A 15,278-nucleotide genomic window follows, 5' to 3' on the forward strand; every position below is an offset into this window, starting at 1 on the left:
GATGCGCTTGGGCATGTCCGCATCCGGGCCCAGGCGGCGTTTCTTGTCTTCGATATAGTCTTCGAAATTGCCCTCGAACCATTCCACATGGCTGTCGCCTTCAAAGGCGAGGATGTGGGTGGCGAGGCGGTCGAGGAAGAAGCGGTCGTGCGAGATGACCACGGCACAGCCGGGATAATTCTCCAGCGCCTGCTCCAGGGCCGCCAGCGTTTCGACGTCGAGATCGTTGGTCGGTTCGTCGAGAAGGAGAAGGTTGCCGCCGGTCTGCAGCATCTTGGCGAGGTGGACGCGGTTGCGCTCACCACCGGAGAGCAGGCCAACCTTCTTCTGCTGGTCGCCGCCCTTGAAGTTGAAGGTGCCGACATAGGCGCGCGACGGAACTTCCTTGCCGCCCAGCTCGATCATGTCATTGCCGCCGGAGATCTCTTCCCAGACGGTCTTGTTGGCATCGAGATGGTCGCGCGACTGGTCGACATAGCCCAGCTTGACCGTCTCACCGACACGGATCGAACCTTCGTCGGGATTTTCCTGACCGGTGATCATCTTGAACAGGGTGGACTTACCCGCACCGTTCGGACCGATGACGCCGACAATGCCGCCCGGCGGCAGTTTGAAGGACAGGCCGTCAACGAGGAGCTTGTCCTCGAAACCCTTCTTGAGGTTTTCCACCTCGACCACGACACCGCCGAGACGCGGGCCCGGCGGGATGGTGATCTGTGCGGTTGAGATTTCCTGGCGCTCGGCCGCGTCGCGCATTTCCTCGTAGGATTTGATACGCGCCTTGGACTTGGCCTGGCGGGCTTTCGGCGAGGAGCGGATCCATTCGAGCTCGCGCGCCAGCGCCTTTTGCTTGGAGCCGGCTTCGCGGCTTTCCTGCTCCAGACGCTTGGCCTTTTGCTCCAGCCAGGCGGAATAATTGCCCTGGTAGGGCACGCCGCGGCCACGATCGAGTTCGAGCGTCCAGGTGGTGATAGTGTCGAGGAAGTAGCGGTCGTGGGTGACGACCAGGACAGCGCCCTTGAACTCTTCCAGATAGTGCTGCAGCCACTGCACGCTTTCCGCGTCGAGGTGGTTGGTCGGTTCGTCGAGCAGCAGCATGTGCGGCTCGGACAGCAGCAGGCGGCACAGCGCCACGCGGCGACGTTCACCACCAGAGAGATCGGTCACGGCCCAATCGGACGGCGGGCAGCGTAGCGCGTCCATGGCCATTTCGATCTTGCTATCGATGTCCCAGGCGTCGGACGCGTCGATCTTTTCCTGCAGCTCGGTCATCTCCGCCATGAGCTCGTCGGAATAGTCCTCGGCCAGCTTGATGGAGACAGCGTTGAAGTCGTCGACGAGCTTTTTCAGCTCGGAGCCTTCAATGACGTTTTCCCACACCGTCTTGCTCTCATCGAGCTGCGGCTCCTGCGGCAGGTAGCCGACCTTGACGCCCTTTTCCGCCCAGGCCTCGCCGGTAAAGTCCGTGTCCATGCCGGCCATGATCTTCAGCAGGGTCGACTTACCCGCACCATTGACGCCGACCACGCCGATCTTGGCGTCGGGCAGGAAGTGCAGGGAGATGTCCTGGAAGACCGGTTTGGAAGCACCCGGATAGGTCTTGGACAGCTTGTCCATATGGTAGACGTATTGATAGGCGGACATGGCGTCGAATCTCTTTGCGTAGCGGGGGAATGCGAAAGGCCGCCCCGTTTAGCGGAGCGCGGGCGCAAGAGCAATGGGGCGGGTGCGGGCGCTAGCGACGCAGCAGGGAAAATATGCGCCCAAAGCCGCGCTGCAGGCTTCCGGTCCAGGTCAGCACGCCCCAATGCACCAGGAAGACCATGATGATGGCGTTGATCAGCTGGGCCGGAAACAGGAATAACGCGTCCAAACCGCCATCGAAGAAAGGGTTGCCGGTCAGCGCGACCCAGTCCGTCAGCCCGCCCAATAGCGCCAATACATAGGCCGGGAGAGCCAAGGCACGGCGGCGGATCAGCAGGATAAGCGCCGCCAGCCCCATAATAATCGCCGTGTAGAATCCGATATCGTTCCAGATGCTGAGCGTTTCGGTGAAGGCATAGGCGTCGAACTCCCCCTCACGCGGCCAGACCCCCAGGCGCACACCGATATCGACCACCATCCATTCCAGCGAATAGAGCAATCCCCCCACTGTGATGATGAGACTGAGGCCATAGAAAATGCGCTGGTGCAGCGGCATGGTTGAAAGGCTACTCACGGGTTGCGGCGGGGCCCGGGCCGCCAGAGTTGGCGTCCTGGCGAATTGACAAGTCTGGCACCCCGACTGGTGCCCTGACGCTGGCTGCGCTAAGGACTCCCCCGGGAGAGACGTTATTCTTACTGAGCTTGGGGAATTCATGAAACCTGTTCTTGCTGCGCCGCTGGCGCTTGCGCTCGCCGGTCTTGCTGCCTGTCAGCCGGAAACCACTGTGCCGGCCCCGGCACCGGAGCCGGCGCTGTCCATTGAGCGTGCTTTTGCCAGCCCGTCCCTGACCGGACCGAGCCCGCGGGCCCTCACCTTTTCACCGGACGGATCGCGGGTGACTTTCCTGCGGGCCAAGGAAGAAGACCGCACCGTACTCGACCTTTGGGCAATGGATGCAGAAGGCGGCGAGCCTTACATGCTGGTCGACAGCCGGGTGCTGGCGCCGGAGGAACGTGAGCTGACCGAGGCAGAGCGGCAATTGCGCGAGCGCGCCCGCATCTCCTCGACCGGCATTGTCCGCTACCAGTGGGATCGACAGGGTGACGCCATCCTGGTGCCGATCGATGGCGATGTTTTCTATGTCGATGTGGAAAGCGGCGACGCCACCCGCATTATGGAGACCGAGGCGTTTGAGACCGATGCCCGCATCTCCCCGCAGGGCAATTACGTCTCTTTTATCCGCGACCAGAACCTGTTCATCACCAATCTGGAGACCGGCGAAGAGCGTGCCCTGACGACGACCGGCGGCGGTCTGGTCTCCTGGGGCATGGCCGAGTTTGTTTCACAGGAAGAACTCTCGCGCCGCACCGGTTACTGGTGGTCGCCCGACGAGCAGTACATCGCCGTTGCCCGCGTCGATGAAAGCCCGGTCGACAATATCCAGCGCCTGGAAATCGCCACCGATGGTTCTGCCAACGTAGTCGACCAGCGCTATCCGCGCGCGGGCCGCAATAATGCCCGCGTTGAGCTCTTCATGCTCAACCTGGAAACCGGCAGCCGCCGCCAGGTCTATCTGGCCGATACGGACGAGAACTATCTCGCCCGCATCAACTGGGCGTCCGACAGTTCCAGGGCCTATGTCCAGGTGCTCAATCGCCCGCAAGACGCGCTGACGGTCCTTGCCGTTGATCCGCAAAGCGGCACTGCGGAAGACTGGTATACCGAGACCACCGATGTCTGGATCAATATCAGTGATGACTTCCGTACGCTGGAAGATGGCAGCGTCATCCTCACGACCGAGGACACGCCGGGTGGCTTCCGCCACATCCGCCATCTCGCAGCCGATGGCAGCGTGATCAATGAGGTCACTTCGGGCGAGTGGGTTGTCAATAATCTCAACGCCATCGATCAGGAAAATGGTCTCGTCTACTTCACCGGCTGGATGCAGACCCCGCTCGAGCGGCACCTCTATTCGGTACCGCTGGACGGATCCGCCGCCCCGACCCAGATCACCGCCGGCGAAGGCCGCTGGTCGGGCACGTTCAACTCCACGACCACGGCGTTTATCGGCAGCTATCAGAACCCGACGACACCGCCGCAGACCGGGCTGTACGGCATTGACGGCACCCGCCTGAACTGGATCGAGGAAAATGCGCTCGTCGAGGGGCATCCCTATTTCGAGTTCGCTGACGCTCATATCGAGCCGCAATACGGCACGCTGACCGCCGCGGACGGCACCGAGCTGCACTATTATCTCTACCTGCCGGCAGACTTCGATCCGTCGCGGACCTATCCGGCCGTGCAATACGTCTATGGCGGCCCGCATGCGCAGGTCGTACACCGTGGCTGGCAGGGCACGCGCGCCCAGCTCTTCGCCCAGCGCGGCTATGTCTATTTCGCCATCGATAATCGCGGCGCCTATAACCGCGGGCGCGATTTCGAAGCCCATCTCAATCGCCGCATGGGACAGGCCGAGGTCGAGGACCAGCTTCTGGGCCTGCAATTCCTCAAGAGCCTGGACTATGTCGACGCGGATCGTGTCGGTCTGTGGGGTTGGTCTTATGGCGGCTATATGACGATCATGACCACGCTGCAGGCGCCGGGTGAATTCGCTGCCGGTGTTGCTGGTGCACCGGTGACCGACTGGGCGCTCTATGACACCGCCTATACCGAGCGCTACATGGATACACCGCAGGATAATCCGGAAGGCTATGAGCAGGGCTCTGCCTTTGCCCATCTCGACAATTACGAGACGCCGCTCTTCCTGATCCATGGCATGGCCGACGACAATGTCATCTTCGCCAACTCCGTGCGGCTCTATGCCGACATGCAGGAACGCCGCTATGAGTTCGAAATGATGACCTATCCGGGTCAACGTCACGGTGTGCGTGGCGAGGACCGACAGGTGCATTTGTGGACCGATATCTTCGATTATTTCGACCGCCATCTGAAAGACGACGGCTAGGCAATGCCCAGCCCCAATGATCAAGGCCGGTCCCGCAAGGGACCGGCCTTTTTCTTGGTCTGACCGGGACGCACCCGGTTCGCCGGGCCTGCCCGGTTAGAAGGTCTTGCGAGCCTGCAGGACGACAAAACCGCCGAGATCCTGCTCACGCCGCTCGATCGCCTCCAGCGTGCCGACATCACGGGCATCGGAGAAGAAGCGGCGCTCGCGCTCCATGTTCTGGGCCGTCAGGTCCTGCCAGGACAGGCGAATGGTCGCGCCAAGATAGGCCGTGGTCTCTACCCAGACATCGAAGCGCGGATCGCGCCCGAATTCGTAGATCTCGTCAAAACGGTAGCGATCCTCATCGCCCAGGAAACTCGCGCTCCAACCCCAGGACATGGACCGCTCGGTCAGGTTCTGGCGGAAGTTGGCCGAGAAACGCCAGTCCTCATTACCCTGGAAGCGGCGCTTTTCGCCCGTGGTCGGGTCGGTCACCTCGGTATCGCGCAGGAAGGCCGAGAGATTGAGGCGGCTATCGCCAAGACCGTAATCATCAAGCGGAATGGCCGTATCGATCTGCAGATAGGTGCGGCGGCCATCGCCGATATTGCCCGGCGCATCAAACGTCGTGGTCGTCGGCGGCACGGCACCCGCATCGGTAACGATCGTCACCGGCTGGGCATCGCGGACGTCCTCAACCTCTTCATGCGTCAGGGTCACACTGAGGCTGCCCTCGCCATTCCAGCGATGCTCCCATTGCGCTTGGGCGCGCCAGGTTTTCTCCGGCTCCAGCTCCGGATTACCGATCAGGATGACATCATCGGTCGGGTCAATTGAGGAGGCAAAGGCACCGAAGGAGAGCTGGCCAACCTCACGCTCCAGGCCGAACACCCATTGCGTGTTTTCACCGGAGTTCCAGGTCAGCGTGACCGACGGTTTGGGATAATTGAAACTACGCTCACGCGCAGCGTCACCGGTCTGGGAGATGGTCGAACGCTCGAAGCGGAAACCGGATTCCACAGTGACATTATCCATCGGGCGCCAGACATGCGAGGCAAACAACTCGGACCGTTCTTCCTCGATACGGGTATTGGATACCGGCAATTGCGTCGGCTGGGTCGATCCCGCGGCGACCGAGATCAAGAGGCTGTTTTCGAGATAGTTGAAAGCACTCTCGGCACCGAACTCGAAGGAATGGCGATCATTCATCTCCCAGGTCAGCGTTCCACGTACAGCCCGCTCGCCGCTTTCAACATCATTATTGAAGAAGGTGGTGTTGCGATTGCCAGAGGCTGTGGCGCGCAGATATTCCTCATCCGAGCTGCTATCGCTCTGCTGGTTGAGCAGAACCAGCTGGCCCGACAGGTTTTCGCCGAGTGGATGCTCATAGGTCAGCGTGCCTTCCCACATCGTGTCTTCGTAATCCGTCTCGAAGATCTCGGTGCGCAAGCTGTCACCAGCGGCGTCCGTGACGACAGAGGTGTCGAGCGTATCGGACAGGTACTGGTTGGCCGAAAGCGACAGGTTGAGACGGGCACCATTGTCGAAATCGGTATTGATCGAGCCGCTCAGACGCGGCGAGACGACATCACGGGCGGTGCGCTCATCCCGGCTTTCGATGAGATTTCCGTTCGCATCATAGAGCCATTCATCGCGGATATAGGGCGCCGCATTGGTGTCCAGCCCGGCCGCCAGGGTGAAGCGGGTATTACCCTGGTCCCAGGTCGTGGAGATATTGCCGGTGGGCGTCACGCGATCGGCGCCCGCCCAATAAATCCCGGCCAAAAGAGCGGTGGTCGAGCGGCTGCTCTGATCTTCGCGCAGGACGATGTTGGCGACGCGAGTCTGGCCGCGCATATCGACCCCGGGCACAGCTTCGCGCACCAGCTCGACGCGTTCGATATTCTCGACCGGGATCCGTGACAGAATATCATTGATGCTCTCTGACTTGGTGCTCTGGCGCTCGCCATCCACCAGCACATTGGCAAACGTGTCGGCCAGGCCGCGCACATGTTCGCCATTATCGATGGAGAAGCCGGGCACCTGACGCACCATGTCCAGCGCGGTGACCGGATTGAAAGCGCTGAAATAGGTCGGCGCAAACACCAGGACAGCGCCGTCATGGGTACTGGTCTGGGCCACTGCCGTGCCCGACAGCAGAAGAGAGGTCAGACCGATGGCGGCCGCCTGCTTGAATGATTTCACGATGAAATTCCCGAACTGATACCGCACCGCCCCGCACGGCGCGTCTAGAGCCCGGTCATGACGCCTTTCGGATTACCGCGAATTATTCGCAAGCGTTACACTTCAGTCAGAAGTATACGTGGCTGTTAGAATTCAACCGCATATAGTCGCGCTGAACCTTCCAGTCGGGGCAGATTGCTTCAACCGTGTTCCAGAAGTCGCGCGAATGGTTCGGGTGGACGAGATGCGCGGCCTCATGGGCGCAGACATAGTCGATCACCTCGACCGGGAAGCCCATCAGACGCCAGTTGAGACGGATCGTGCCGTCCGAAGCGCAAGAGCCCCAGCGCGATTTCTGCTCCCGGATAACCACCTTGCGCAAACGACGGCCCAGCAGGTCCGCATAGGCTTGAGTTTTGGGCGCCATCACGGCCTCACCCTCGCGCTTGTAAAGCCGCACCAGCCCATTGCGAATGGTTGAGCGGCGCAGCTCGCCGGAGAGTTCCGGATCGATCGAAATGCGGATCGCCCCGCCCTGCAGAGCGGTACGTGTGCGCACGCCACGTTCCTCAACTATCAATTCGCGCATCTGCCCGAGCCAGGGCAAATGCTCTCCGCTCACGAAGCTGAGTTCTGGTGCTCTCGGCCGGGCCGCCCATTTGTCCAGCTTGGCCAGTATCCAGCCCGCCTTGGCCTCCAGCGCCCGCTCGACCTCCGCTTCCGCAACATATTGCGGAGCGGTGATCCGCAATCCGTCTTCATCAATGACAAAACCGATAGTGCGGCGCCGGGAGCGCTTAAGGGCGTAGGCGACCGGCCGGCCCTCGAGGATGACCTCACGGCGATCCACTAAGCGGTCAGCAAGTCCGCACAGATCGCTTCCAGCCCGGCCTGATCAACCGTGTCGAACGCGCCGAATTCGGTCGAGTCCACATCCAGCACGGCGGCTAGCTTACCGTCGCGGCCCATGACAGGAACAACGATCTCGGAATTGGAGCGGCTGTCGCACGCGATATGACCCGGGAAGGCATGGACGTCTTCAACCAGCTGGGTTTCGCCGGTTTCTGCCGCCGCACCGCATACCCCCTTACCGAAGGGAATGCGCAAACACCCCATCGTGCCCTGATATGGGCCGACAACGAGCTCGCGTGCCTTGGCCGGATCAACGACGTAAAAACCGGTCCAGAAGAAACGCTCACCGAACATCTCCCGCAACAGGCAGGCGGCAGTGGCGTAGCGGGCGGTCTCGCTGGTCTCACCGGTCACGACGGACCGGATCTGCTTGCGGACCTCTTCATACTGTTCGGCTTTGCTGGACATAGGTTTTCCAATGGCTGGATTGTGCGACGCCAAAGTGGCGTTTCGCGAGCAGGATTCAAGGCCTGATCACAGCCGCGGCGAGACCCGGAGCTTGCGCGCGATCATGGTCTCAATCGCCTTTTCCGGCTTCTCCGGCTCGCCGCCATCGCTGCCACCCTCACCCTTGCGGTCTTCGTCCTCGACCTTCGTCTGGATCATGCGGATGCGAGCATCCACCAGTCCGTAAACCTCGTCGGGGATGCGGGTAGAGACATTGATGCCGAGCTCATCGGCCCGTTCCGGCGAGATGGATTCGGAATGGGAAAGCTGGCCAGAGGTCAGATAATTGGCCAAGCGGTCTGGGTCATCGCCGGGCAGTTTATGCGCCTTGTTGATGATCTGGCGGGCCACTTTGGCGGCGTATTTGTCGTATTTCTTGGCCTCGTGAGCGAGCATGACCAGCACGTCCTGGGTCGCTTCGACCCCCTTGCGCTCGATCAGGTCCTCATAGGCTTCCGAAGGGAAACCGCCATAGATCGTATCGATCGGCCCCAGCGCAGCGGTGGCATCCATGGTGATACGATCGGCCGAAAGCGCGATCATTGTGCCGCCGGACATGGCGACGTACGGCACATAGGCGATGACCATCGGGTCATGCTTGGGATTGTGACGCTTGGCCTTTTTCAAATGCTGTTTCAGCGCCAGCGCAATCATGTGGGCTGGTCGGGCATAACCGCCCAGCGTATGCAGGACGACGAGGATACGCGTCCGCGGCGTTGCCCCGCGGATCGCCGCGACCGCTTCGAACGCTTCGTCGAAAGTGATTTGCTGCTCAGCCTTGTCACGGCCGACGAAATCATCGCCGAGATCATGGATCAGATCGATAATGACCGTATTGCCGTTATTCTTCTTCTCCAGCTTTTCGCGGAATTTCTGGTAGGCGTCCTGGGCCTTGGCGTATTTGGCGAAGCGCTTCGAGCGCAGATCGTCGATGGTCTGCTTATCCGCATAGGCCAGGGCTCGCTGACGCCAGATCGAGAATGCGGCCCATGCCAAAAGGCCCGCGGACAGCACAACTGCCCCGAGCTCTACGGCAAAGTTTTGCAAGAACTCGCTCACGCCAACCCCTAATTCGCACGGCTCAAATCGCCGCCACGCCTGTAGATGTTAACCAAAACTCAAGGCTGTCCACAAGCGAAAGCCAAGCAGATACGGGTGTGAGTGATGACGCCAACGCTCAAGCGTGGCGCTGATGCTACAGCTCCGACTGTCAGGTGGTCCTAGTCGAGGGCCGGGCCCGCCACGCTGCCGCCCGCTCCCGGTTCAGTCAAAGTATTCATGACGCCCGCCAGCCGCACGGCAGCCAGCTGCAGGCGCTGGCGGCTAATCCGCAGACCGCGTTCATAATAGGCATCGCCGGGCTCGAGCGTGTTTTCCGGACGGGCCCAGACATAACCGAAATCGCGTGAGCGCACGATATCATGGCTCTCCTGTGCCCAGGCGATCGGGTCAACCTCGGTGTAGACGGTGGAATGAGCGAGCGGGATATCCGCCGCGAGTTCTTCCATGAAGTAGCGCCAGCGCTCGCGCTCAGGCACCCAGGGCCAGGTTTCGCTCATATAGTCGAGGATGATCTCGCTATCCCAGACCCGGTGCAGATTGGTGTAACGCTCGCCACGCCAGAGGACCGGGATGTCATTGCCGCCGCGGTCGCCCTCAATGGACACATGTAGCGGCTGATGGATATCGCCAATCCAGTGCGCCAGGAATTTCAGGCCCTGCAGCCGCGTCTCAACATCGTTGGCCCGGTTGGCAAACTGCTCGGCATGCATGTTGATGGCGCTGATGATACAGCCCTCTTCGGCGCAATCTTCTTCATCAATCGTGCGGTCATCCCGGTCCTGCCCGGTATAGTGCCAGGGCGCACTTTCACGAATGATTGTGCCGCGCACGATATCGGCCCAGGAACAGCTTTCCGGGAATGTTTCGTAAATCCGGTCAGCGGTCATAAGGCGATCGACCTCAGCGCGGGCTGCGTCGGTCATCAGGCGATAGGCCAGTTCGCAGACAATGCGGTGGCCGTCACGGCCGTAGGCTTCTGCAGGAGAAGACTGAAGCCCGACCGCCGCCAGGCCGGCCAGCAATACGACACGCCATGCAAACATGATGATCGCCCTTGATCTCGCACTCCCGGCGGGAGGCCCATGCGCCAGTCTCTAGGGCAAGCGGGTCAGAGGCTCTACGACCCCCAACGCGCAATACGGGCGAATAAAACCATTGATTTAATGCGTTAGTGACGGCGGCGCGTTCCAGATCCAATCCCCGCCGACCCAGTTTCTTGGAAAAACCTGGTCTATACCGTCTGGACGGTCTTGACTGTACCGTCTGGACGGTTTATGTGCACTGCAACAACGGAGTCTCTGTGCATGCCCGATAGCCAATCGCCCAAGCCGAATACCCGCGAAGCCATTCTCGACGCCGCAGAAGCCGTTGTGACCGAGGAAGGTGCCGGCCGCCTGACAATTGATGCGGTGGTCGCGCGCAGCGGTTTTTCCAAGGGCGGCGTGCTCTATCACTTCCCGTCCAAGATCGCCCTGCTGGAGGGAATGGTGGCGCGCCTGATGGGCACTATCGAGCACGACCTGGAAGCCGCCGAGACCGCGGCCCAGCAGGCCGGCGAGCCTGTCGCCTCGCACCTGCTGCGGGTGATTGCGGATAAACGCCATCTGGAAAGCGACCTGCCTGTCGCCCTGCTGGCGGCCAGCGCCGAACAACCGCATCTGCTCGACCCCGCCCGAGCGCTCAATCAGCGCCTTTGGGAACGTATCCGCGACGCCTCAAGTGACCCGATCCAGGCTCTGATCCTGCTGCTGGTGATCGACGGTATGAGCTTCAACGACCTGATCAAATTCAAGCAATTTTCCGATGAAGACCGGGCGGCCGTGAAGGCCCGGCTGATCGCCATGTCCAAGGACCTGTTCCAATGATCCGTAATGCCCTGCCCCTCGCCGCGCTTGCGGCCCTGACCCTGACGGCCTGCAGCCCGGATGCGGTCGACAGCTCCGCGCCGCCGCGCCTCGTCCAGGTCGAAACGGTGGAAGACCGCGGCCCTCAGACCGAGCATGAATTCGTGGGCCGCGTTGAAGCCGTTCGCACGGTTGATATCGCCTTCCAGGTCGGCGGCCAGCTCGCCAACCTCCCGGTTACCGAAGGCCTCGACATCACCACCGGCACGCTGATCGCCGAACTCGACCTCGCCGATTTCCTGCGTGCAGAGCGCCAGGCCAGTGTTCAATTGGACCAGGCCCGGACCGATTACGAACGCCAGCAGACCCTGTTTGACCGCGGCATCAGTTCGGCCGCGGCCCGCGATGCGGCCGAGACGCAGTACGACCTGGCCGAGGTGGCACTCGAAAACGCGCAGCGCAATCTGCAATATGCCCGCCTGGAAGCCCCGTTTGACGGCATCGTGTCGCGCCGCCTGGTCGACAACTACACCATCATTGCCCCGGGCCAGCCGATCGCCCGCCTGCAGGACGTCAGCGAGCTTCGCGTCTCCATTCCGGTCACCGAGGACATGGTAGCCACCTTCGATGCTGAAGATCTGGTCCGTATCGAGGCAGGGTTTTCCTTCCTGCCCGGCCAGCGCTTTGCCCTGGAACCGCGCGAGCTGGTATCCGAGCCCGATGCCGCCTCGCAGACCTATCGCGCCATCCTGGCCCTGCCGGCCGATATCGAAGCCAATATATTGCCGGGCATGACGGCGACGGTCTGGTCGGAATTCCGTGCCCCGACGCGCGGTGCCAGTACGATCCGAATCCCGGTCAGCGCCATCACCTACAACGCCGACAGCGAGCCGCTGGTCTATGTGTTCGACGCGGAAACCGGCCGGGTCAGCCAGCGGACCATCACCACAGGAGCCATTGAAGGCGATGATGTCGCCGTAACTGAAGGGCTGGCCAGCGGCGAGCAAATCGTCACGGCCGGCGTCTCGGCCCTTTATGACGGCATGGCAGTACGTCCGCTGATCGACGGCGCCATCACCGGCTAGGACATTTCTCATGCAAAGCGCGAACTCGGCCGCCCTCTCGCTCGCCCGGATCTCGATCGAAAAACCGGTCCTGACCTGGATCATCATCCTGTTCTGCCTTCTGGGCGGGCTACACGGCTTCAATAATGTCGGCCGGCTGGAAGACCCCGCCTTCACCATCAAGGAGGCGATCATCTTCACCCCCTATCCCGGCGCCACGGCACTGGAGGTAGAAGAAGAGGTCACTGAACGGCTCGAGATCGCGCTGCAGCAATTGGCCGAGGTGCGCGAGATCCGTTCGGAAAGCTCACCGGGCATGTCGGAAATCCATGTCGTCATCGAGGACACGTTCGACGGCGATGAACTCCCCGACATCTGGACGAAGGTCCGGGCCAGGGTCCGCGACACCGTCCCCAGCCTGCCACCGGGCACCGGCAACCCGGTCGTATTCGACGATTTCGGAGACACTTACGGACTGTTCTATGCCGTGACCGCCGAGGGCTATTCCAATGACCGTATCCGTGCGGTCGCGCGGACACTGCGGCGTGAGCTACTGGTGGTCGATGGCGTCGCCAAAGTATCTGTCGAGGGTGAGCCGGAAGAGCGCATCTATATCGAGATTGCCCAGGATGAACTTGCCCGCATAGGCCTGTCCTACGAGCAACTCCTGTCGGAGCTGGGACGCGAGAACACCGTCGTTTCGGCCGGCTCATCAGCGATGGGGGATCGTTATGTCCGGCTCGATATTCCGCAGACGCTGAGCGGCGTTGATGCGATCGAGAACCTGCTGATCACCCCGCGCAATGCGGGCGAAACCCTGCGCCTGTCGGATATTGCCACGGTCTGGCGCACCGAAGTCGAGCGCCCGGGCCGGATCGTCTATCACAACAATACCCACGCCTTCACGATCGGTATTGCCGGTCAACAGACTGCCAATATCGTCGATGTCGGCTATGCGGTCGAAGCCCGCCTGGCAGAGATCGAGGCGGACCTTCCCCTCGGTATCGAACTGCACCCGATCTATGAGCAGCATGTCGTGGTTGACCGCTCGATCAACGACTTCCTCGTCAATCTGGCCATGTCGGTGGCCATTGTGGTCGGCGTTTTGTGCCTGTTCATGGGTTGGCGCGCCGGACTGACGGTTGGCTCGGTCCTGTTCCTGACTGTCGCCGGCACGATCTTCTTCATGAACATGTTCGCCATCGAGATGGAGCGCATCTCGCTGGGCGCGCTGATCATCGCCATGGGCATGCTGGTGGATAACGCCATCGTCGTCACCGAGGGCATGCTGACTGGGGTGATGCGCGGACAGCGCCGGATGGATGCGGCCGAGAATGCTGTGAAATCCACGCAATGGCCCCTGCTCGGCGCCACCGTTATCGGCATCATGGCCTTTGCCGGTATTGGCCTGTCCCCCGATGCGACGGGTGAATTCCTCTTCTCCCTGTTCGCTGTGATCGCCATCTCGCTGCTGTTGAGCTGGGTACTGGCCGTTACGGTCGTTCCGCTGATCGGCTTTCACCTGTTCTCCGCCCAACGCCAAAAGGCAGCCGGGGCCGAACCGGACGCACTCAACGAGGCGCAGGTCTATTCCGGTTTGATGTTCCGGGTCTTCCGGGGCCTGTTGGAAGGCGCGTTGGCGCGGCGTTGGCTGGTCATGCTGGGCCTGCTGGTGGTTACCGTTCTTTGCTATGCCGGCTTCGGCCAGGTGCGTCAGTCCTTCTTCCCGGAAACCAATACACCGCTCTTCTACGTCAATCTGGAGCACCCCGAGGGCACCGACATTCTCGACAATGAGGCCAATGCCGTGGCCATCGGCCGCTTTGTCGGCGAGCAGCCGGAAACGGTTCAGTTCAACACCTTCATCGGCGGCGGCGCGACGCGTTTCATGCTTACCTACGCGTCAGAACAACCCTCCACCTCCTATGCCCAGATCATTGTGCGGACGCGCTCCCTGGACGACATCCCCGGGCTCGGCGAACGTATTCTCGCCCATGTCCGCGACCGCTATCCCGATATCACCGTCCGGGTCGACCGCATCGTCTTCGGCCCGCCCGCCGGCGCCAAGCTGGAAGCCCGTTTTGCCGGCCCGGACACCGCTGTTCTGCGGCAACTCGCCGACCAGGCCATGGCCGCGCTGCACAGCGAAGCCGATCTCGTCGACATCCGGACCGATTGGCGCAATCTGACCCCGGTGATCCGCCCGGTGATGATTGAGGAACGCGCCCAGACCATCGGCGTGACCCGCGAGAACATCGCCAACGCACTGGTCTTCGCCACCGAAGGCGCCCGTGTCGGTGTCTACCGGGAAGGCGAGGAGCTGATCCCGATTATCGCCCGCGCCCCGGCGAGCGAGCGGGTCGACACGTCTGACCTGTCCGACCGCCTGGTCTGGAGCCCGGCCCAGAATGCCTATGTGCCCATCGCGCAAGTCGTCTCCCGCTTCGATCTCGGCGCTGAAGAAGCCCTGATCCAGCGCCGTGACCGGGTCCGGACCATTGCCGTACGTGCCAATCCCTACAAGCACGAGACGGCTTCGGAGGGCTTTATCCGTTTCCGCCCGGTAATCGAGGCGATCGAACTGCCCGACGGCTACACGATGGAATGGGGCGGCGAGTTCGAAAGCTCCGGCGACGCCAATGCGGCACTGGGCAGCCAATTGCCCTTCACCATCGTTATCATGCTGACCATCTCCTTCATGCTGTTCGCCAAAGTGCGCCAGCCGCTGATTATCTGGGCGGTCGTGCCGATGTCGCTCAATGGCGTGGTGATCGGCTTGCTGGTGACCCAGATTGCCTTCAGCTTCACAGCCCTTCTGGGCCTGCTCTCCCTGTCCGGCATGCTGATCAAGAATGCCATCGTGCTGGTCGACGAGATCGATCTGCGCATCGCCCGTGGCAGCGATCCCTATGCCGCGGTCCGCGATGGCTCGGTGTCCAGATTGCGACCGGTTCTGCTTGCTGCCTCAACCACGGTTCTGGGCATGACACCGCTGCTGTTCGACGCTTTCTTCCAGGGCATGGCCATCACCATTATCGGCGGCCTGACCTTCGCCACCGTGCTGACGCTGATCGCGGTGCCGGTCATCTACGCGCTCTTCTTCGGTGTGCGTCGCCAGGCGGAGGTCAAGGCGATTAAAAATATGACAGAAGCCCCAGCGGCTTGACCGGGAG

11 protein-coding genes are annotated in these 15,278 nt (G+C 61.5%); 4 read left to right on the forward strand and 7 right to left on the reverse strand.

The window, feature by feature from the left end; all coding sequences use genetic code 11:
* Positions 1 to 1,644 (reverse strand): energy-dependent translational throttle protein EttA (ettA, locus tag Q1V57_RS10225; RefSeq protein WP_300530246.1); only part of this gene is annotated, 1,644 nt, incomplete at its 3' end.
* Between the two features lie 91 nt (positions 1,645 to 1,735).
* Positions 1,736 to 2,218, reverse strand: a complete 483-nt coding sequence (locus Q1V57_RS10230; protein ID WP_300530248.1) for a hypothetical protein — start codon at positions 2,216 to 2,218, stop codon at positions 1,736 to 1,738.
* 139 nt (positions 2,219 to 2,357) lie between these two features.
* Here Q1V57_RS10230 and Q1V57_RS10235 point away from each other — a divergent pair, with 139 nt between their 5' ends.
* Positions 2,358 to 4,610: a S9 family peptidase gene (locus Q1V57_RS10235; RefSeq protein ID WP_300530250.1), complete on the forward strand. Its 2,253-nt coding sequence runs from the start codon at positions 2,358 to 2,360 to the stop codon at positions 4,608 to 4,610.
* Between the two features lie 96 nt (positions 4,611 to 4,706).
* Here the strand turns inward: Q1V57_RS10235 and Q1V57_RS10240 are convergent, their stop codons facing one another.
* The 5 genes from Q1V57_RS10240 to Q1V57_RS10260 all read right to left on the reverse strand — a co-directional run bounded on the left by Q1V57_RS10240 (position 4,707) and on the right by Q1V57_RS10260 (position 10,240).
* On the reverse strand, positions 4,707 to 6,797 hold the full coding sequence (locus Q1V57_RS10240; protein WP_300530251.1) for an outer membrane beta-barrel protein: 2,091 nt from the start codon (positions 6,795 to 6,797) through the stop codon (positions 4,707 to 4,709).
* Between the two features lie 106 nt (positions 6,798 to 6,903).
* Positions 6,904 to 7,626: a SprT family zinc-dependent metalloprotease gene (locus Q1V57_RS10245; RefSeq protein ID WP_300530253.1), complete on the reverse strand. Its 723-nt coding sequence runs from the start codon at positions 7,624 to 7,626 to the stop codon at positions 6,904 to 6,906.
* Positions 7,626 to 8,096 (reverse strand): GAF domain-containing protein, encoded by a 471-nt coding sequence (locus Q1V57_RS10250; protein WP_300530256.1) that lies wholly within the window; start codon positions 8,094 to 8,096, stop codon positions 7,626 to 7,628. Before Q1V57_RS10250 ends, Q1V57_RS10245 begins: the two co-directional genes overlap by 1 nt.
* A gap of 66 nt (positions 8,097 to 8,162) precedes the next feature.
* Complete coding sequence (locus Q1V57_RS10255; RefSeq protein WP_300530258.1) at positions 8,163 to 9,194, reverse strand: hypothetical protein; 1,032 nt, start codon at positions 9,192 to 9,194, stop codon at positions 8,163 to 8,165.
* 161 nt (positions 9,195 to 9,355) lie between these two features.
* The gene (locus Q1V57_RS10260) at positions 9,356 to 10,240 is read right to left on the reverse strand and encodes a S1/P1 nuclease (protein WP_300530259.1); all 885 of its coding nucleotides are present in this window, start codon (positions 10,238 to 10,240) and stop codon (positions 9,356 to 9,358) included.
* Positions 10,241 to 10,501: 261 nt separating this feature from the next.
* On the opposite strand from Q1V57_RS10260, the gene Q1V57_RS10265 reads away from it, so the two are divergent.
* Genes Q1V57_RS10265 through Q1V57_RS10275 form a run of 3 tightly spaced genes read left to right on the forward strand, consistent with a single transcriptional unit; the run spans position 10,502 to position 15,271 of the window.
* Positions 10,502 to 11,062 (forward strand): TetR/AcrR family transcriptional regulator, encoded by a 561-nt coding sequence (locus tag Q1V57_RS10265; protein WP_300530261.1) that lies wholly within the window; start codon positions 10,502 to 10,504, stop codon positions 11,060 to 11,062.
* Entirely contained in the window at positions 11,059 to 12,126 is a 1,068-nt protein-coding gene (locus tag Q1V57_RS10270; RefSeq protein ID WP_300530263.1) for an efflux RND transporter periplasmic adaptor subunit, read from the forward strand. Before Q1V57_RS10265 ends, Q1V57_RS10270 begins: the two co-directional genes overlap by 4 nt.
* Positions 12,127 to 12,136: 10 nt before the next feature.
* Positions 12,137 to 15,271 (forward strand): efflux RND transporter permease subunit, encoded by a 3,135-nt coding sequence (locus tag Q1V57_RS10275; RefSeq protein ID WP_300530265.1) that lies wholly within the window; start codon positions 12,137 to 12,139, stop codon positions 15,269 to 15,271.
* The last annotated feature ends 7 nt before the right edge of the window (positions 15,272 to 15,278 follow it).

It is taken from the genome of Maricaulis sp. (assembly GCF_030149425.1).
Taxonomy (GTDB): Bacteria; Pseudomonadota; Alphaproteobacteria; order Caulobacterales; family Maricaulaceae; genus Maricaulis.